This is a genomic window from Paenibacillus pinihumi DSM 23905 = JCM 16419, assembly GCF_000422505.1.
Lineage (GTDB): Bacteria > Bacillota > Bacilli > Paenibacillales > Paenibacillaceae > Paenibacillus_D > Paenibacillus_D pinihumi.
Map to the genome: position 1 here is coordinate 1 of NZ_KE383869.1, position 18,357 is coordinate 18,357.

General features: G+C 48.1%; 15 protein-coding genes and 1 rRNA gene. 7 read left to right on the plus strand and 9 right to left on the minus strand.

What is annotated here, in order from left to right; genetic code table 11:
- From H583_RS0129035 to gyrA, 3 genes are all read right to left on the minus strand, one after another.
- A 16S ribosomal RNA gene (locus tag H583_RS0129035) occupies positions 1-101 on the minus strand; the annotation flags it as partial.
- A 319-nt stretch (positions 102-420) separates the two neighbouring features.
- Positions 421-1,506 (minus strand): HD-GYP domain-containing protein, encoded by a 1,086-nt coding sequence (locus tag H583_RS0129040; protein WP_028563552.1) that lies wholly within the window; start codon positions 1,504-1,506, stop codon positions 421-423.
- Between the two features lie 116 nt (positions 1,507-1,622).
- Positions 1,623-4,118, minus strand: a complete 2,496-nt coding sequence (gene gyrA / locus H583_RS0129045; RefSeq protein WP_028563553.1) for a DNA gyrase subunit A — start codon at positions 4,116-4,118, stop codon at positions 1,623-1,625.
- 287 nt (positions 4,119-4,405) lie between these two features.
- Between gyrA and H583_RS0129050 the strand changes: the two genes are divergently transcribed.
- The gene (locus H583_RS0129050) at positions 4,406-5,161 is read left to right on the plus strand and encodes a YheC/YheD family protein (RefSeq protein WP_028563554.1); all 756 of its coding nucleotides are present in this window, start codon (positions 4,406-4,408) and stop codon (positions 5,159-5,161) included.
- 66 nt (positions 5,162-5,227) lie between these two features.
- Here H583_RS0129050 and gyrB read toward each other — a convergent pair whose 3' ends face one another.
- From gyrB to dnaA, 6 genes are all read right to left on the minus strand, one after another.
- On the minus strand, positions 5,228-7,138 hold the full coding sequence (gene gyrB / locus H583_RS0129055) for a DNA topoisomerase (ATP-hydrolyzing) subunit B (RefSeq protein ID WP_028563555.1): 1,911 nt from the start codon (positions 7,136-7,138) through the stop codon (positions 5,228-5,230).
- 57 nt (positions 7,139-7,195) lie between these two features.
- Positions 7,196-7,444, minus strand: a complete 249-nt coding sequence (gene remB, locus H583_RS0129060) for an extracellular matrix regulator RemB (protein ID WP_028563556.1) — start codon at positions 7,442-7,444, stop codon at positions 7,196-7,198.
- 86 nt (positions 7,445-7,530) lie between these two features.
- Positions 7,531-8,664, minus strand: coding sequence for a DNA replication/repair protein RecF (recF, locus tag H583_RS0129065; RefSeq protein ID WP_028563557.1), 1,134 nt, complete (start codon positions 8,662-8,664; stop codon positions 7,531-7,533).
- A 35-nt stretch (positions 8,665-8,699) separates the two neighbouring features.
- Entirely contained in the window at positions 8,700-8,915 is a 216-nt protein-coding gene (gene yaaA, locus H583_RS0129070) for a S4 domain-containing protein YaaA (RefSeq protein ID WP_028563558.1), read from the minus strand.
- 15 nt (positions 8,916-8,930) lie between these two features.
- Entirely contained in the window at positions 8,931-10,073 is a 1,143-nt protein-coding gene (dnaN, locus tag H583_RS0129075; RefSeq protein WP_028563559.1) for a DNA polymerase III subunit beta, read from the minus strand.
- A 231-nt stretch (positions 10,074-10,304) separates the two neighbouring features.
- Positions 10,305-11,657: a chromosomal replication initiator protein DnaA gene (gene dnaA, locus H583_RS0129080; protein ID WP_028563560.1), complete on the minus strand. Its 1,353-nt coding sequence runs from the start codon at positions 11,655-11,657 to the stop codon at positions 10,305-10,307.
- A gap of 717 nt (positions 11,658-12,374) precedes the next feature.
- On the opposite strand from dnaA, the gene rpmH reads away from it, so the two are divergent.
- From rpmH to mnmG, 6 genes are all read left to right on the plus strand, one after another.
- Positions 12,375-12,509 (plus strand): 50S ribosomal protein L34, encoded by a 135-nt coding sequence (rpmH, locus tag H583_RS0129085; protein ID WP_028563561.1) that lies wholly within the window; start codon positions 12,375-12,377, stop codon positions 12,507-12,509.
- 80 nt (positions 12,510-12,589) lie between these two features.
- The gene (gene rnpA / locus H583_RS0129090; RefSeq protein WP_028563562.1) at positions 12,590-12,958 is read left to right on the plus strand and encodes a ribonuclease P protein component; all 369 of its coding nucleotides are present in this window, start codon (positions 12,590-12,592) and stop codon (positions 12,956-12,958) included.
- 168 nt (positions 12,959-13,126) lie between these two features.
- The gene (locus H583_RS0129095; RefSeq protein ID WP_036711480.1) at positions 13,127-13,894 is read left to right on the plus strand and encodes a YidC/Oxa1 family membrane protein insertase; all 768 of its coding nucleotides are present in this window, start codon (positions 13,127-13,129) and stop codon (positions 13,892-13,894) included.
- Positions 13,891-14,514 carry an RNA-binding cell elongation regulator Jag/EloR gene (gene jag / locus H583_RS0129100; RefSeq protein WP_028563564.1) on the plus strand — a complete coding sequence of 208 codons (624 nt, stop codon included), beginning with the start codon at positions 13,891-13,893 and terminating at the stop codon, positions 14,512-14,514. Before H583_RS0129095 ends, jag begins: the two co-directional genes overlap by 4 nt.
- Positions 14,515-14,912: 398 nt before the next feature.
- Positions 14,913-16,292, plus strand: coding sequence for a tRNA uridine-5-carboxymethylaminomethyl(34) synthesis GTPase MnmE (mnmE, locus tag H583_RS0129105; protein WP_028563565.1), 1,380 nt, complete (start codon positions 14,913-14,915; stop codon positions 16,290-16,292).
- A 173-nt stretch (positions 16,293-16,465) separates the two neighbouring features.
- Positions 16,466-18,355, plus strand: coding sequence for a tRNA uridine-5-carboxymethylaminomethyl(34) synthesis enzyme MnmG (mnmG, locus tag H583_RS0129110; RefSeq protein WP_028563566.1), 1,890 nt, complete (start codon positions 16,466-16,468; stop codon positions 18,353-18,355).
- Positions 18,356-18,357: the final 2 nt, after the last annotated feature.

Sequence of the window (18,357 nt, forward strand, 5' to 3'; positions counted from 1 at the left end):
TAACTATCAGAGAAGCAAGCTTCTCTTCAAGTCCGCTCGACTTGCATGTATTAGGCACGCCGCCAGCGTTCGTCCTGAGCCAGGATCAAACTCTCCATAAAAGTTATAGATAAGCTTGTTAGCTCATTACATTTTGTTGCTGTTCTGCGACTCTTTCAAGTCACAGGGCATTTCGCTCGTTGTTCAGTTTTCAAAGAACAAATTACTTTGTTTTCGTTACCGCCATGTCTCAGCGGCGACTTTTATAATATATCACAGTTCACTATGTCTTGGCAAGCTTTTTTTAAAACTTTTTTTTCGAAGTCTTTCAAAGCCCTTCTCGCTAGAACAAAAACTGTGATGCATTATTCACCGCCTCAGAAGCGGCAAGGAATAATATATCACAGTTTCAAAGTAAGAGTCAAGCATAAATTATAAATCTTATAATTTAATGATTTCCTTGATATAGAGCTGTCTCTCTACGGTCAGATTGATAATCGTCCCGTCAACCGATATCCATGGTCGTGTCAGGTGATCACGGTCCGAGAAGACAATCTCGCCGACCCTGTCATCATTAAGACGCACAACGGTCCCGTTATGGAACCGGGTCGCTTTTTCTATGAAGACACGTACCAGGGCAGGATCAAGCTTGCCGAATGATTCCTTCTGGATCTCCTCCAGCACCAGATAGGGAGACGTAGGCTCGCGGTAGGAGCGCTTCAGGGTCATGGCATGGAAGATGTCTGCGATTGCCACGATCTTGGCATACGGATGAATCTGCTCGCCCCCCATCCCCAGCGGATAGCCGCTGCCGTCCACTCTCTCATGGTGCTGCAGGGAAGCGAGCTTTACCCCTTCATTAATAGCCGGCACAGACTTCAAAAGCTGATAACCGAGTACAGTATGCTTCCTGATCTCCTCAATTTCGTCTGCCGTAAGAGCGAGCGGCTTGATGAGCAGATCACGATCCACCTTCAGGTTGCCAATATCATGAAATAGCCCGGAAAGCGCCGCAGGTATCCAGTCCCTTTGCTTGAATCCGCCCCACTGGGCCAGCAAATAGGAGGTCAGGGCCGAAAGCACACTATTATGGAACATATAATCATAGGAATCGTCTACGGTAGGAATAAAGGTCAGTACATTATACTCCCCAATATGACCGATCAGCAGCTCAAGCTGTTTTCGAATTTCAAGAATCGGGAACACTTCTCCAGGTGAATACTGGCGATGAACTTTCTTTAGAAGCTCAACCATTTTCACATACTCCTGCTCAAAAGTCGTAACTGGAGCAGCGGGCCCGGCAGAAGGCTCTTCTTTCGGAGCCGGAGCGTCAGGAGCAGCCGGTGCTTCCCCGGTTCCCTCTCTTGCTTCAATGATAACCGAAGGTACCATGAATGCCTGAAGAATCTCCATCTCTCTTGGCATCAGAACCTTGCCTTTGTAAAACAATGTGCCGCCCAGCTTGGTATGAACGTCCTGAGTCAGCTTGTCGCCTGCTTTTACCTGATGAAGCAAGACTGTTGGCATGCAATGTTTCCTCCCTGCACGATTCAATATGTAGGTCTGCTTACAAGCTTTCTATGATTATCGGGTTCCACCCCTAATTTGCATTAGCTTACGCCAGTAATGGGAAACACCGTCCCTTATTCCTCGGACGGTGTTTCGCTGATATCTCCTTCAGCTTCCAACTCAGCGTTGTCACTGTTTTCTGCTTCTTCATTGCGGTCTACACGGGATACGGTAGCCACTGCATCGTCATCGCGGATGTTAATCAGCTTGACGCCTTGTGTGTTTCTGCCCATTGTGGAAATTCCGGCCATGCTGGTACGGATCAATGTCCCCGAAGAAGTCATAATCATCAGGTCCTCTTCATTGTTCACGACCTTCAAGCCAACAATCTGACCGTTGCGGTCGGTTACATTCAAGGTCTTGATCCCTTTACCGCCACGGGTCTGAATGCGGTATTCGGAAATTGGCGTACGCTTGCCATATCCCTTGGAGGTTACGATCAGTACGTCATTATCCGGTACGACCACATCCATATCGATGACAATATCGCCTTCATCGAGCTGAATTCCTTTTACCCCGGTAGCCGATCTTCCCATCGAACGGACATCGGATTCCGAATAGCGGATGGACATCCCTTGGGCTGTACCCATAATAATCTCCTGCTTGCCGTCTGTCAGCTTCACGCTGATCAGATCGTCATCCTCGCGCAAGGAAATAGCGATCAGACCGACTTTGCGGATATTGGAATAGTCCTCCAGCGGGGTCTTCTTGACGATTCCCTGGCGGGTCGCAAAGAAGAGATACTGGTCTTCTTCAAAAGATTGTACCGGGATTACCGCGTTGACAGTTTCGCCCTGCTCAATCTGAATCAGATTGATAATTGGCGTTCCGCGCGCAGTTCGGCTCAAATCCGGAATCTCATATGCCTTGAGCCGGTATACCTTCCCTTTATCGGTGAAGAAGAGCAGGAATTGGTGTGTATTGGAAACAAAGAGATGCTCTACGAAGTCATCATTCTTCGTGTCCATGCCCACTACACCGCGTCCTCCGCGCTTCTGACTGCGGTACGTGGTGACCGGCAGACGCTTGACATAGCCGCTATGCGTAATAGAGATAATTACATCCTCTTGAGGAATGAGGTCCTCGTCAAGAATTTCATTCTCCCCGGCCGCAATCTCAGTGCGGCGCTCATCGCCGAAGCGCTCCTTCACTTCATTCAACTCTTCGCTGATAATCTGCAATACGAGACGCTCATCAGCCAGAATCGCTTCATACTCGGCGATCTTGCGGAGCAGTTCCGCATACTCGGCTTCGATCTTGTCGCGCTCGAGTCCTGTCAGACGCTGCAAACGCATATCGAGAATAGCCTGCGCCTGCTCGTAGCTGAGGGCAAAGCGCTCAATGAGTCCTTCACGCGCTTCATCCGCCGTCTGGGAGGCACGAATCAGAGCAATGACTTCATCCAGATGATCCAGCGCAATGCGCAAGCCTTCCAGAATATGCGCCCGTGCACGGGCCTTCTTGAGTTCGAATTCCGTACGTCTGCGAATAACTTCTATTTGATGCTGCAAATAATGGTACAAAGCATCTTTCAAGTTGAGCATCTTCGGCTCGCCGTTCACTAGAGCGATCATATTGATGCCGAAGTTGGATTGCATCTGCGTATGCTTGAACAGATTGTTCAACACGATATTCGGATTAACATCGCGTCTTAGCTCAATAACAACCCGCATACCTGTGCGGTCGGACTCATCACGAAGATCGGTGATGCCATCAATCTTCTTTTCTCTGACAAGCTCCGCAATCTTCTCTACCAGTCTTGCCTTGTTCACCTGGTACGGAAGCTCCGTCACAATAATCCGGGCTTTGCCGCCGTTCTCTTCGATGTTCGTTCTGGAACGCATCGTCACAGATCCGCGTCCGGTCATGTAAGCCTGGCGAATACCTTCCCGTCCCATGACAATCCCTGACGTCGGGAAGTCCGGGCCTGTGATATACTCCATGAGCTCCAGGGATGTAATATCCGGATTATCAATAATCGCCTGTGTACCGTCAATGATCTCAACGAGATTATGGGGAGGAATATTCGTTGCCATCCCTACTGCAATCCCGGAGATACCGTTGACCAGCAGATTGGGATATCTGGCAGGCAATACGGCAGGCTCGTGCTCTTCTCCGTCATAGTTAGGAACAAAATCAATGGTATCCTTGTTAATATCCCGCAGCATTTCCATGGCAATCTTGGACAAACGAGCCTCGGTGTAACGCATTGCCGCTGCCATATCGCCATCAACCGAACCAAAGTTTCCGTGCCCGTCTACCAGCATATAACGCAGCGAGAAATCCTGCGCCATACGAACCATAGACTCATAAACAGCCGAATCACCGTGCGGGTGATATTTACCAATGACCTCGCCTACGATTCTGGCGGATTTCTTGTAAGGCTTGTCCGGGGACATCCCCAACTCCGACATCGCATACAAAATACGGCGGTGCACCGGCTTAAGCCCGTCTCTTACGTCGGGCAACGCACGGCTAACGATAATGCTCATGGCATAATCCATGAACGATTCTCGCATTTCGACGCCTATATCACGGTCTCGTGTTTGGGAACTTTGCTCTTCCGCCATGCTTTACCTCCTGACATATCTAAAAACTACACTATTGTTATTATATTACTTTCACAAACCCAGCACAATTAAACCTTGGACTTATGCTAGGCAGTTGCCGTTACCCGCATTGACCCAAGCTTCATACTATAAAAACAGGAAAAAGGAACTGTCTTTGGGGTTCACAGCGGTGATAAAATCCGCGTCCTGTTAAGCAGCTTGCCAAATTTCATTATACCATTCATTCACTCCCCTGTGTGTAAAAATCAATGAACTTATTTTCATTTGGCGAAAGGTGGAAGGAACAATTGGCCATCCAGCGCATTACAAGCAAATGGGATAAAACGAACGTCCTCCTGCGCAATTCCGCTTTTCACCGTTTGATCCCGGAGACTGCAAAGCTGGGCAAAACCCGGCTGGGAGAAATGCTCAACCGCTATGGCATGGTGTATGTGAAGCCAAACCGGGGAACGTTCGGCAATGGAGTTATCCGTGTGGAAAAGACCAGTGTAGGCTATAAATACCAAACGGGGACACAGACCCGCAGCTTTCCCCAACTGGATTCGCTGTATGCCCATATGCGAAGCGTGACCGGGAACCGCTTGTTTTTAATTCAGAAGGGGATTCATCTGCTGAAGCATTCGAGAAGACGCTTTGACTTCCGGGTCATGGTACAGGTGAATCTGAAGGGAAAATGGGAGACGACCGGCATTATCGGACGGCTCGCGCACCCGAAGAAGATCGTCACGAACTATCATAGCGGCGGAACCCCTCTCCCGTTCGAAAGACTGATGTCCACCCACATGAACACTTCCCAGCAGCAAAATTACTTGGGAATGCTGCGCAAAATGGGGGTTCAGGTTGCACATCAGCTTCAAAGCGCCTATCCCCGAATTAAAGAGATCGGAATTGATGTTGCAATTGATACGAAGCTAAACCCGTGGATTCTAGAGGTGAATACAAAGCCGGATCCCTATCTGTTCCGCAAGCTCAAGGACCGGAGAGTATTCCGCAAAGTATACCGGTATGCAGTAGCTTACGGCCGGATCGGAAAACGAGCCTGACTGCTTATTAAATTTTAATCAATAAAAAAAGCAGCCTTCCTAATGCCAGGAAGGCTGCCTGCTCTATTAAATATCCAGGTTCTTAACGGTCTTCGCGTAAGTCTGAATGAAATCACGGCGCGGCTCAACATTGTCACCCATCAGGGTATCGAACACAACATCCGCTTCGATCGCATCCTCGATCGTGACCTGAAGCATTGTACGGCTCTCAGGGTCCATCGTTGTTTCCCAAAGCTGGGTTGCGTTCATCTCGCCCAAACCTTTATAGCGCTGAACATTGATCTTCACACCTTCGCCAAACTCAGCGATAATTCCATCGCGCTCCCGTTCGCTTTGTGCGTAACGGACGACCTTATTGCGTTCAATCTTGAATAACGGCGGCTGTGCGATGTAAATAAAGCCGGCTTCAATGATTTTCCGCATGTAACGGTAGAAGAAAGTAAGCAGCAGCGTCCGGATATGGGCGCCGTCAACGTCGGCATCGGTCATAATAATGATCTTGTGGTACCTTGCCTTGGCAATATCAAAATCGTCGCCGATTCCTGTACCTAGCGCTGTAATAATAGCCCGGATTTCCGTGTTGCCCAAGATCCGGTCCAGACGCGCCTTCTCTACGTTCAAAATTTTACCGCGCAGCGGCAGAATCGCCTGGAAGTGACGATCGCGGCCTTGCTTGGCCGATCCGCCGGCAGAGTCACCCTCTACGATATACAGCTCGCTGATTGTTGCATCCTTGGAGGAACAGTCCGCTAATTTCCCAGGCAATGAACTGACCTCAAGCGCACTCTTACGGCGTGTCAGTTCGCGCGCCTTGCGTGCTGCTTCACGTGCACGCGCAGCCTGCAAGCCTTTTTCCAGAATTTTTTTCGATACAGCCGGATTCTCCTCCAGGAATTCCTGAAGCTTCTCAGCGAAGAAAGATTCCACGATTCCGCGAACCTCGCTGTTGCCGAGCTTCGTCTTCGTCTGCCCTTCAAATTGCGGCTCAGGAATTTTCACGGAAATAATCGCCGTCAATCCCTCGCGCACATCATCACCGGAAAGATTGGAGTTATTGTCCTTGATCGTTCCCGTCTTGCGGGCGTAATCGTTAATAATCCGTGTCAAAGCGCTCTTGAAGCCGGATTCATGCGTACCGCCCTCATGCGTATTGATATTATTGGCAAAAGAATAAATATTCTCGGTATAGCTGTCATTGTACTGCAGAGCAACCTCAACCTGAATATGATCTTTGGAACCTTCTACATAGATTGGTTGTTCATGCAAAGCTTCACGGTTGCGGTTCAGGTAGGCTACGAACTCAATAATCCCGCCCTCATATTTAAACGTATTGGTGGCTCCTGTCCGTTCATCCAGCAAAGAAATCTCAATGCCTTTATTCAGGAATGCCAGTTCGCGAATACGGGATTGCAACGTCTCATACTCATAAACTGTCGTATCGGTAAAAATCTCCGGATCGGGCTTGAATCTTGTCGTTGTGCCTGTATCTGCCGCTTCCCCGACCACTTTGATATCGTACTGAGGCGCACCCCGTCTGTATTCCTGCTGGTGGATTTTGCCGTCGCGTTTAACTTGCACCGTGACATGCTCGGAAAGCGCATTAACTACCGATACCCCTACACCATGAAGACCGCCGGATACTTTATAGCCTTCGCCTCCGAATTTACCGCCGGCATGAAGCACCGTCATAACGACCTCAAGCGTGGACTTCTTCAGCTTCGTATTCTCGCCGACAGGAATTCCGCGCCCGTTATCTATGACTGTGATGCTGTTGTCCTCATGAATGATCACTTGGATCTTGTCGCAATAACCGGCCAACGCCTCATCAATGCTGTTGTCCACAACTTCCCATACAAGATGGTGCAGGCCTTTGCCGCTGGTGGAGCCGATGTACATCCCCGGCCTTTTGCGGACGGCCTCTAATCCTTCGAGAACCTGAATCTGATTCTCATCATACGTATGCTGATTTAAAGACATACCTCTTTCACTGCTCCTCTCAACTGCTTGCTACTGATTGCTGCGAAGTTCTAGGCATTAGTTGGCCGCAAAGCTATGGGCCCGTTTCTTCAAAGTGGAGGATGAAATCGGAGAGTAGTAGACCTTTTTCTTCGTAATCACAATAGATTTGGATTCTTCTTCGCCAATGACTTCGACATCCTTGCGCTTCATCGCGCCGGCTACAAACTGCTTCGACAGCTTGGAGGACTGCTCAATGGAAATATCAAATATGGCCACCAGCTCCATGGCCCGAATAATCTTCTCTCCGCCTAAATGGATATACATCACCATTCGCCCCTTTGTTTGAAAATACAAGTGAAGTATTCCAACTGTCCGCATATCCGCCTGTATTCCCTTTGAAAAACGCTGCGTTACTCCGTCTCTGAAGGACGTCCTGCGCTTGCAACCTGTCCTTTGCTCACCTGATAGACACGCGCATCCTTAAGCTTGCTTAAATTAACGCTCTCAAGTCCAGTTGTCGTAATAAAGGTCTGAACCTTGGTCTGAAAGGTCTCGATCAACTGGGTCTGGCGGTTCTGATCAAGCTCCGATAGCACATCATCCAACAGCAGCAGGGGATATTCCCCGATTTCCTCATGTATCAGCTCAATCTCAGCCAATTTAAGCGACAGCGCCGTCGTTCGCTGCTGCCCCTGAGAACCGTATACTTGCGCTTCTTTTCCGTTTATATAAAAGGTCAAATCGTCCCTGTGCGGGCCGATTAATGTTACACCTCTGCGCAGCTCCTGGTCTTTCACCTGTGTTAACTTTATCATAAATTGCTCAAATAAAACAGATTCATCTTGTTCCAGGTCAACATCCAGAGACGGCCGATACCGGATATCCAGCTCTTCTACCCCGTTTGTAATCCCGCTATGAATGCTTCTTGCCCAGCGTAACAGTTTATGAATAAAGCTTTGCCTTTTTTTAATAATTTTAACACCAAATTCTGCTAATTGCATATTCCACACATCAAGCAGCGGCTGCTGGGCTGAGCCGGGACCTGATGATTTCAGGTAATTGTTGCGCTGCGCCAGCACTTTTCCGTATTGCTGAAGAGTATGCAAATAGCCGGGCTGTACCTGGCCGATTTCCATATCAAGAAACCGCCTGCGGATGCCCGGCGCGCCTTTAACAATTTCCAGGTCTTCCGGAGCGAACATGACTACATTCAGCGCCCCGACAAAATCACTCAGCTTGCGCTGCTCCAGCCCATTTACCTTGGCCTTCTTGCCCTGGCCGGAGAACATGAGGTCGAGCTTGACCGTTCCGTACTTCTTCTCGACCTCGCCATGGATATGAGCATGCGGGCCTTCCCACCCGATCAGTTCCTTATCCTTGTTCGTCCGGTGAGACTTCGTCAGCGCCAACACAAAGATAGCCTCCAGCAAGTTCGTTTTGCCCTGGGCGTTCTCTCCGACAAACAGGTTGACCTGGCTGTCTGTATTTAATTCGATCCGCTCATAGTTCCGGTAGTTTTGCAGTGCAATTTGTTTTAAAAACAATGTGGGAAGCCTCCTGCGGGAAAGTTGCGCCAGGGTTAACGCTCAGCAACGATAAAAGAACCGTGCCCTTCCACCTCGACGCGGTCTCCCTTATACAATTTTCGGCCGCGGCGGTTATCGGGCTCCCCGTTAATGTGAACCTTCGTTTCCGTCAAAAAGAATTTTGCTTGTCCGCCTGAATCGATACAATCCGCTAACTTTAAAAACTGTCCCAGCGTAATGTATTCCGTTGAAATTTTTACCTCATTCATGGCTTATATCCTTCCTTAGCCCGTTGTCCGGTATGGCAATATGATGTGCAGGCTGTGCGCATGGTCGGTCGGCTTGATAATAATGGGGCTCATCGCACCATTGAAGCCGATAAAGATTTTCTCGCTGTCGATAACTTTCAGGCAGTCCAGCATATACTTAGAGTTGAAGGCTACGCGAAGCGGGTCACCCTGGAGATCGGATGCATCAAGATGCTCGGTAACGCGGCCAAGCTCAGCGGAGCTGGAGGAAATCTCAATCACGCCGTTCTCAAGCGTAATCAGACGAACAATATTAGTTTTCTCCTCACGGGACATCAAATAAGCACGGTCGATTGCGTCCATCAGTTTTTTTGTATCCAAAACAAGTTCTGTTTTGAACACTTGCGGAATAATCTTGGAAGTATCCGGATATGTTCCCTCCAGCAGCCTTGAGTAGAACAGGACATGACCCAGCTTGAACAGCACCTGGTTGTCCGTTACGACGATATCCACAAGGGATTGGTTGTCCGGAACAACTTTCGAGAGCTCGACCAGCGTTTTGCTGGAAATGACGATATTGGAAAAACGGTAGCCGGAACTTGTCTCGACGTGGGAGTTGCGGCTTGCCAGACGGTGACGGTCTGTGGCCACGAATTTGAACTGCTCTTCCATCAGATTCCACAGTACACCCGTCAGAATTGGCGTTTGCTCGCTCGTGGAAGCTGCAAAGCTCGTCTGGCGAATCATCGATTTAAGCAGATCGCCGGGAACGGAGAAGCTTTCATTCTCGTCAATGGACGGAAGCACAGGAAATTCCTCCGGATCAAGACCTACCATCTGGATATCGGAGGAGCCGCTGCGGATTTTAGTCTGAAAGTTATCCCCAACCTCGATTTCTACTTCATCAGCCGGAAGCTTCTTGACGATTTCCACAATAAATTTGGCCGGAAGCACAACACTGCCCGGTTTGTCGATTCTTGCATTCACCTTATCGCCCGATTCAGTCTCAATAAAGCTCTGAATGGAAATATCCGTATCGCTTGCTGTTAAGGTAATGCCATGATGCGTAACATCGATTTTTATTCCGCCAAGAATAGGAATGGCCGGTCTGGAAGAGGCTGCCTTGGATACTTGCTGAATCGCATCATTCAGCTGGTCCTTCAAAATCATTAATTTCATAATTTCACTCCTAGGGAAAAATCATATGGCTGTGAGGTCTCGAAAGAAAGGGTCATCGTTTTTATTGGGAAGCGAAGCGTTAATGCTTTTAGCGCCTATATATTAAGTTATTTTAACATTATTTTGTTAGTAGTCGTAGTAGGGGCGCTGGATATGTGGATAAGTGGTCTAAAAGGTGATCAAGCAAGCTTATCCACATGTGCATACAATGTGTACAGGCTTGCTTGTTATTCACGTATGATTTTTTACTTTATCCATCAGGTTGTTCACAATCTTATATAATTCCGAATCAACTTTAAGCTGCTGTGTAATCTTCTCATGAGCATGAATGACTGTCGTATGGTCACGCCCTCCGAATGCTTCTCCGATTTTCGGCAGCGAATAATCGGTCAGCTCCCTCGCAATGTACATCGCAATTTGTCTCGGGAAAGCCACTGCTTTAGTCCGTTTGCGGGCTTTGAAATCCTCAAGCTTCAATCCGTAAAATTCTCCAACCTTTTGTTGAATATCCTGGATGGTAATCATTTTAGGCCTGCTAGAGGGGATAATATCCTTCAGCGCTTCGGCAGCCAGATGCGAGGAAATATCTTCGTTAATGAGTGAAGAATAAGCAACAACGCGAATGAGTGCACCTTCAAGCTCACGGATGTTCGTATCGATCTGGTTGGCAATATAGACCATGGCTTCATTCGGGATATCCAGGTTCTCGGCTTTTGCCTTCTTGCGCAAAATCGCAATCCGGGTTTCCAGGTCCGGCGGCTGAATATCGGTAATCAAGCCCCATTCAAAGCGGGAACGAAGCCTTTCTTCCAGTGTTGGAATCTCCTTGGGCGGCCGGTCACTGGAGATAATAATTTGCTTCCTCTCCTCATGCAGGGCATTAAAGGTGTGGAAAAATTCCTCCTGTGTCTGTTCTTTGCCGGCCAGAAACTGAATATCATCAATAAGAAGAATGTCAATGTTCCGGTATTTCATGCGAAAGCTTTCGCCGCGGTTGTCCCGAATGGCATTAATGAATTCATTCGTAAACTTCTCGGAGGATATATAAAGTACTCGGGTACTCGGGTTATGCTCCAAAATATAATGGCCGATCGCATGCATCAGATGTGTTTTGCCGAGACCGACGCCCCCGTATAAAAATAACGGGTTATAGGCTTTGGCCGGTGATTCCGCGACAGCCAGCGAGGCTGCGTGCGCAAACCGGTTATTTGCACCAATGACGAAGGTGTCAAAGGTGTATTTCGGATTCAGCATATGAGAGAAGGTTTCCTCTTGGACGACCGTTGCCGCTGGAGCGATTGATGGGTAAGGCGCTGCGGGTTCCGGGGGCTTATTCTCTTCAATTGCAAATTTAATGTCGATTTGTCTACCCAAATATTCAAATAGAGTTGTGCGAACCAGCTTGGTGTACTTGCTTTCGAGCCATTCGGCTGCGAAGGTTGTCGGCGCTGTAATGACGATCAGGTCTTCTTTTAGAAAAGAAGCCTTGGTCGCTTTGAACCAGGTATCATAGCTGGGCTTGCTCAATTTGGTTTGGATAATAGACAACACTTGTTGCCATATTTCTTGGGTATGGCTATCCACAGACTGTCACTCCTTATCCAAGTGTTTCCGACTCCAGTTTGGCGGCGCCAATATCGAGGAAATGTCGAAAAAACAAAAAAAACGTAGAAAATATCCACAATACTAAGAATGCTGTATGAATAGTTATCAAAAGAGGATGAAAATTGTTCACAATATTATCCACAGGGTGTTAATAACTCATTTTGACCTTTCCAGTCATCCACACAGAAAACAAATCTATCATAGCAAAATAAGCCCTTGATTTCAACGAATTGCTCGATTTTATCCACATATTCAATAGGTTGTGTATAAATGTTATGTACAACACTAGATATTGTTTATATCTTGTGCAAATTCGACAGATCAACGTGAATTTCAGAAAAAAATGTCCACATGTTACTAATTTTTCGCCGGTATTTTCGGATGTGGACATTTTTTCGTGACTTTTTACAATTATCCACAGCAAAAATTGCTCTCGCTTGGGCACATCTCCAAATGACAGCGTCTGATTATTACCACAGTTGACTTTTGCACAATCGCATGGTTTAATTAAAAAAGGCGTTTTTTCAGGGTACGGGGTAAGTATGCTTGTTAAGGCAGGTGTGCGGACTTCATATCACGTGAAGCGTTGCTTTCGTCTTTCTTAAAGGACGGGGCCGTTTACGCTTGAGAGTTCAAGGGATTGTAAAGCATAGATGGACATGTCCGAACGATTCCTTTGTAAGGAGGTGCGAAGAGATGAGACCGACTTTTAGACCGAATGTAAGCAAACGTAAAAAAGTGCATGGCTTCCGCAAGCGGATGAGCACAAAGAACGGACGCAAAGTGTTGAGTGCACGCCGCCAGAAGGGCAGAAAAGTATTAAGTGCATAATTGGATGAAGACCACAATAGGGTGGTCTTTTTTTCAACTATATAATGTAGAAGTCAGGGAAGGGCTGGTGTTGGAAGCCCGTGCATAGAAAGCTTCGTCTGCGGAAAAGACAGGATTTTAACCGAATATATAGAGGAGGAAGATCGTTCGCGAACAGCCAGCTCGTCATTTACTGGTCCCGCAAGCCTGAGGTGGAGCACTTCCGGATGGGAGTGTCCGTCAGCAAAAAGTTGGGCAATGCGGTCGTACGGAACCGGATGCGCCGGATATTGAAGGAGATTGTGAGGCATAACAAGGACAAGATTGTTCCTCACATTGATTTCATTCTGATTGCGCGGATGCCGTCGGTATCGATGACGTCAAAAGAGCTTGAAAAGAGCGTGCTGCATCTTCTCCGAAAAGCAAAATTAATTCAAGCCCAGCCCAACCCGGCCGCTGTGAAAAACTAAGCAGCTTTAAGGATGGACGGGCTGTTTCTTTGTTTAGGATAATATGGTATAGTTTATCTTGGAATACGAGTGATCTGAGAGTGTTCCCAATTGATGGACAAGCCCTTGCAGCCAATGACTGCAGGTGTCTTATAGGTTAGATGTGTTGCTCTTTAGAGAGGAGTTTTGATGTTGTCCCGATTGACAAAGAAAAAATGGTTAGTTGTACTCGCATTGGTCATGCTGATGGTCGTGCTTGCGGGCTGTGTTCCCATGGATCACACGACTTCGACAGCAGACCTGCAAAAGGGCAACTTTTGGGAGCGTAACGTAGTCTACTACTTCGCCACCATGCTCGACAGCTTTGCCACCTGGTTCGGCGGCTCCTATGGATTATCCATTCTGCTCCTGACCATTATTGTCAGAACGGCGATTTTGCCATTGACATTGAAGCAGTACCGCAGTTCCAAAGCCATGCAGGCAATTCAGCCTGAAATGAAGAAGATCAAGGATAAGTATAAGGATAACCCGCAGAAGCAGCAGGAGGAGACGATGAAGCTGTTCCAGCAGAATCAGATCAATCCGCTGGCAGGCTGTCTTCCTTTATTAATCCAGATGCCGATCTTCATCGCACTCTATAACGCGATCTACATGAATCCGGATATCCGGAGCCATACGTTCCTTTGGCTGGAGCTCGGCGCGAAAGACCCGTATTATGTATTGCCGATTATCGCTGCAATTACGACATTTGTCCAGTCGAAGATGATGCCGCAGCAGCCGAACAATCCGATGCAGGCGATTTTGCTTATTTTCCCTGTGCTGATTTTCGTCATGGCGCTCAACTTCCCGGCAGCACTGCCGCTGTACTGGATTTACAGCAACATCTATACGATTGTACAAAACTACTTCCTGTATGTTCGCTCCTCTGACAAGGGCAAGGAGGTTCCTGCAAAATGAAGAAAATCATTGCATCAGGAAAAACGATGAACGATGCTGTTCAAAAAGGATTAGCACAATGGCAAGTGTCAGAAGATCGTGTTCGCATTACTGTATTGGAACATCCCACTAAAGGTTTATTCGGATTAATTGGAGCCAAGGAAGCGAAAGTGGAATTGGAGCTTATTCCCGATGCGGCGGAAGAAACGGAGAAATTCTTTCAGGACGTTGCCCGGACAATGGGATTGTCAGTTACAATTGAGCGGCGCCAGGCCCGGGATGGTTGGGTCTACGAGCTATCTGGTGGAGAAGATCTGGGTATGCTGATTGGACGCCGCGGCCAAACACTCGATGCATTGCAATACCTGGCTAACATTGTGGCTAATCGTTATTCCGACAGCCATCAGCGCATCGTGCTTGATGCAGAGAATTTTCGGGAACGCAGGCGCAAGACGCTGGAAGAGTTAGCTGAACGCTTAGCTGGGCGGGTCATTCGAACGCGCAAGGAGGTTGTGCTCGAACCGATGTCGCCGGCCGAGCGCAAGGTGATTCATGCGAAGCTGCAGAATCACAGCAAGGTGAGAACTTTCAGTAAAGGAGATGAACCATACAGACGTGTGGTCATCTCTGTGAAATCATAGACATTACTATTCAAGGCAATGGCTCGCATGAGGCATTGCTCTTTTTCAATTTAAGGCCTTAATTTTGAGGGATCAAGCTGAACATTGAGACTTGCTTCGTGAAGAAGAAAGTGCCAGTGTCAAAATTTTTCAGCTCAATTGTTTCCGCTTAAGCCGCAATAAAATGCTAAAATGAATGAAGGCCTTCCGGCAAGACTGGTGATGATGAAATATAAGTAAGGTGGCCATCTATCCGGATATCGAGAACGCAAAGCCCGAACAGGAAATTCCCCTCAAGAGCTGATCATTGTGATTAGATGCGACGTGCTGAAAAAGAGGGAGAGGCGTGTAGCAAAGGGTTTGGTTATAGGTTTTAGATAGAGCCAGCACCGTACTTTCAAAATAGAGGTGTAATAAAGATGATACAGGATACAATTGCCGCCATATCCACAGCTGTCGGAGAGGGCGGCATTGCAGTAATAAGGATTAGCGGGCCGCAGGCTGTCGATTCGGCATATGCAATTTTCAAGTCCGCCACAGATATTCGCGAAGCTGCAACCCATACCGTTCATTACGGGCATATTGCAGACCCGCGCACGGGTGAAGTGGTGGAGGAGGTTCTCTTGACCGTAATGAGAGGACCACGTTCCTTTACTGCCGAGGATGTTGTGGAGATCAGCACGCATGGCGGATATATATCGGTAAAAAAGGTGTTGGATCTTGTGCTGCAGCAGCAGGATGTACGCGCTGCCGAGCCGGGAGAATTCACCAAGCGCGCTTTCCTGAACGGGCGTATTGATCTTGCCCAGGCGGAGGCCGTAATTGATCTGATCCGTTCCAAATCTGACCGGGCTTTCTCCATTGCGCTCAAGCAGGTGGATGGCAAGCTGTCCCGTCAGATTAAGACGTTAAGAGGCGAAGTCATTGAGCTGCTCGCGCATATTGAGGTGAACATTGATTACCCCGAGCATGATGTCGAGGAAATGACGAGCAGCTATATTAGAGAGCAGTGTAATAAAGTCATCACTCAGGTGGATAGACTGTTAAAAACTGCAGATGAAGGCAAAATATTAAGAGAAGGTATAACGACGGCAATTATCGGCCGCCCGAATGTCGGTAAGTCCTCCTTGCTGAATGCACTCGCCCAGGACAATAAGGCGATTGTAACGGATATCCCGGGAACGACACGAGATGTCATTGAGGAGTTCGTCACGGTCGGGGGCATTCCGCTCAAGCTGTTGGACACGGCAGGCATACGGGAGACGACGGATCTTGTCGAGCAGATTGGTGTCGAACGGTCACGGAATGCGCTGAATGATGCCGATTTGATTCTGCTCGTGTTGAATAATCACGAACAGCTGAACAAGGATGAGCTTGAACTGATGGAACTATTGAAGGGCCGTCAGGTGATTATCATTGTGAATAAGACGGATTTGGAGAACCAACTGGAGATGGATCGCCTGGAACAATTGTATCCTCCGGAGGCAATTGTAAAAATGTCCGTGCTGGCAGAACAGGGGCTGGAAAGCCTGGAAGCAGCAATATCGTCGCTGTTTTTCAGCGGCTTGCTGGAAACGGCCGATATGACCTATGTGAGTAATGCAAGACATATTGCATTGTTGAAGCAGTCTAAACAGTCGTTATTTGATGCGATAGAAGCAACGAATTCGGGAATTCCGATCGATATTATTCAAATTGATGTACGAACTGCATGGGAGCAGTTGGGAGAGATTATTGGCGACTCTGCGGGAGATTCGTTAATTGATCAGATCTTTTCCCAATTCTGTCTCGGCAAGTAATCCAAATTTTAATGTTCTAACATTCAAGGTCTAATATTCAAATAGAAGAAATCCATCTCAAAGGGTTTTGCAAGATTCGCAAACAAACCGATTTCGGTCTATATTGTTCGTTGTAGAAGTCGCTTTTGAGTTCTTGCAAAATCCTCATCTATGAAAGTGGGGGAGAGTACAACATGAGTTATGAAGCCGGTCAGTATGACGTAATCGTAATTGGGGCGGGCCATGCAGGCTGTGAGGCCGCACTTGCCTCAGCCCGGATGGGCTGTGAAACATTGCTGCTGACGATCAACCTGGACATGGTAGCCTTTATGCCTTGTAATCCGTCGATTGGCGGACCTGCGAAGGGGCATGTCGTTCGTGAAATTGATGCATTGGGCGGGGAAATGGGCCGCAACATCGACAAAACATTTATTCAAATGCGGATGCTGAACACAGGGAAAGGACCAGCAGTTCATGCACTGCGTGCACAAGCCGACAAGTTCCTTTATCAGCACACGATGAAGCAAACGATTGAGGAAACAGACAAGTTGACACTTCGCCAGGGGATGGTGGAGGAGCTGATTGTAGAGGATGGCGTTGTCATTGGCGTTATTACTAAGAGCCAAGCTGTCTATCGGGCTAAGACTGTCGTTCTGACGACAGGCACGTATTTGCGCGGTAAAATTATAATGGGCGAGCTGATATATGACAGCGGACCAAATAATCAACAGCCGTCCGTTAAGTTGTCGGAGAGCCTGCGCCAGCTCGGCTTCCAGCTTGCGCGTTTCAAGACGGGAACGCCGCCAAGGGTGCATAAGGATTCCATTGATTTTAGCCAAACGGAAATTCAGCCTGGAGATGAGAATCCGAAGTTCTTCTCTTATGAGACGCAATATTCGGAGAATGAACAGCTTCCATGCTGGCTGACCTATACGTCTGAAGAGACACTCCGTGTCATTAACGATAACATTCACCGTTCGCCGCTGTTCTCTGGTGCAATAGAGGGGACAGGACCACGGTATTGCCCGTCGATCGAGGATAAAGTTGTACGCTTTGCAGATAAGCCGAAGCATCAAATTTTCCTGGAGCCGGAGGGACGGAACACATCTGAATATTATGTTCAGGGTCTGTCTACAAGCATGCCTGAGGATGTTCAACTCTCCATTCTTCGCTCGATCCCTGGCTTGGAGAAAGTCGAGATGATGCGGACAGGGTATGCGATTGAATATGATGCGGTTGTGCCGACACAGCTTTGGCCGACACTGGAGACGAAGATTGTTCCAGGATTGTTCACAGCAGGTCAAATCAACGGAACGTCCGGCTATGAAGAAGCGGCTGGGCAGGGGATTATTGCGGGCATCAATGCTGCTTGCAAAGTGCTTGGCAAAGAGCCGGTCATTGTATCACGTTCTCAAGGTTACATTGGGGTTATGATTGACGACCTCGTAACGAAAGGGACGAATGATCCGTACCGCCTTCTGACCTCCCGCGCTGAATACAGACTGCTGCTTCGCCATGATAATGCAGACCTGAGATTAACACCAACAGGCTATGAAATCGGTCTGATTAATGACGAGCGGTATGCCCGCTTCCTGGCGAAAAAGCAATTTGTCGAGCGGGAGATTGAACGCTTGAAGGAGACGAAAATCAAGGCGGATGGTGAAGCTCAGCAAATGCTGGCTGATCTGGGTTCAACGGCGCTGCAGCATTCGACCGATGCACTATCCTTGCTTCGTCGTCCTGAGGTGACTTATGCTCATTTGGAGCCATTTATTGATGCTCCGGCTGAATTGACCGAGGAAATGAAGGAGCAAGTTGAAATTCAAGTTAAATATGCAGGCTATATTGAGAAGCAGCTGCTTCAGGTAGAGCGCCTGGCGAAGATGGAGAAGAAGCGTATTCCATTGGACATTGATTACATGGATGTCAACGGAATTGCATCCGAGGCGAAGCAGAAGCTGTCCGATATCCGGCCGTTGTCGATCGGGCAAGCCTCCAGGATTGCTGGGGTTACACCAGCTGATATTTCCATCTTGCTAGTCTACTTAGAGCATTACAACCGTGTGGTTGCGGCACGGGGGTAATC

Coding starts and splice junctions, on each gene's coding strand:
- H583_RS0129040 (WP_028563552.1), bottom strand. CDS start 1,506: ATGCCAACAGTCTTGCTTCATCAGGTAAAAGCAGGCGACAAGCTGACT.
- gyrA (WP_028563553.1), bottom strand. CDS start 4,118: ATGGCGGAAGAGCAAAGTTCCCAAACACGAGACCGTGATATAGGCGTC.
- gyrB (WP_028563555.1), bottom strand. CDS start 7,138: ATGTCTTTAAATCAGCATACGTATGATGAGAATCAGATTCAGGTTCTC.
- remB (WP_028563556.1), bottom strand. CDS start 7,444: ATGTATATCCATTTAGGCGGAGAGAAGATTATTCGGGCCATGGAGCTG.
- yaaA (WP_028563558.1), bottom strand. CDS start 8,915: ATGAATGAGGTAAAAATTTCAACGGAATACATTACGCTGGGACAGTTT.
- dnaN (WP_028563559.1), bottom strand. CDS start 10,073: ATGAAATTAATGATTTTGAAGGACCAGCTGAATGATGCGATTCAGCAA.
- rpmH (WP_028563561.1), top strand. CDS start 12,375: ATGAGACCGACTTTTAGACCGAATGTAAGCAAACGTAAAAAAGTGCAT.
- H583_RS0129095 (WP_036711480.1), top strand. CDS start 13,127: ATGTTGTCCCGATTGACAAAGAAAAAATGGTTAGTTGTACTCGCATTG.
- jag (WP_028563564.1), top strand. CDS start 13,891: ATGAAGAAAATCATTGCATCAGGAAAAACGATGAACGATGCTGTTCAA.
- mnmE (WP_028563565.1), top strand. CDS start 14,913: ATGATACAGGATACAATTGCCGCCATATCCACAGCTGTCGGAGAGGGC.
- mnmG (WP_028563566.1), top strand. CDS start 16,466: ATGAGTTATGAAGCCGGTCAGTATGACGTAATCGTAATTGGGGCGGGC.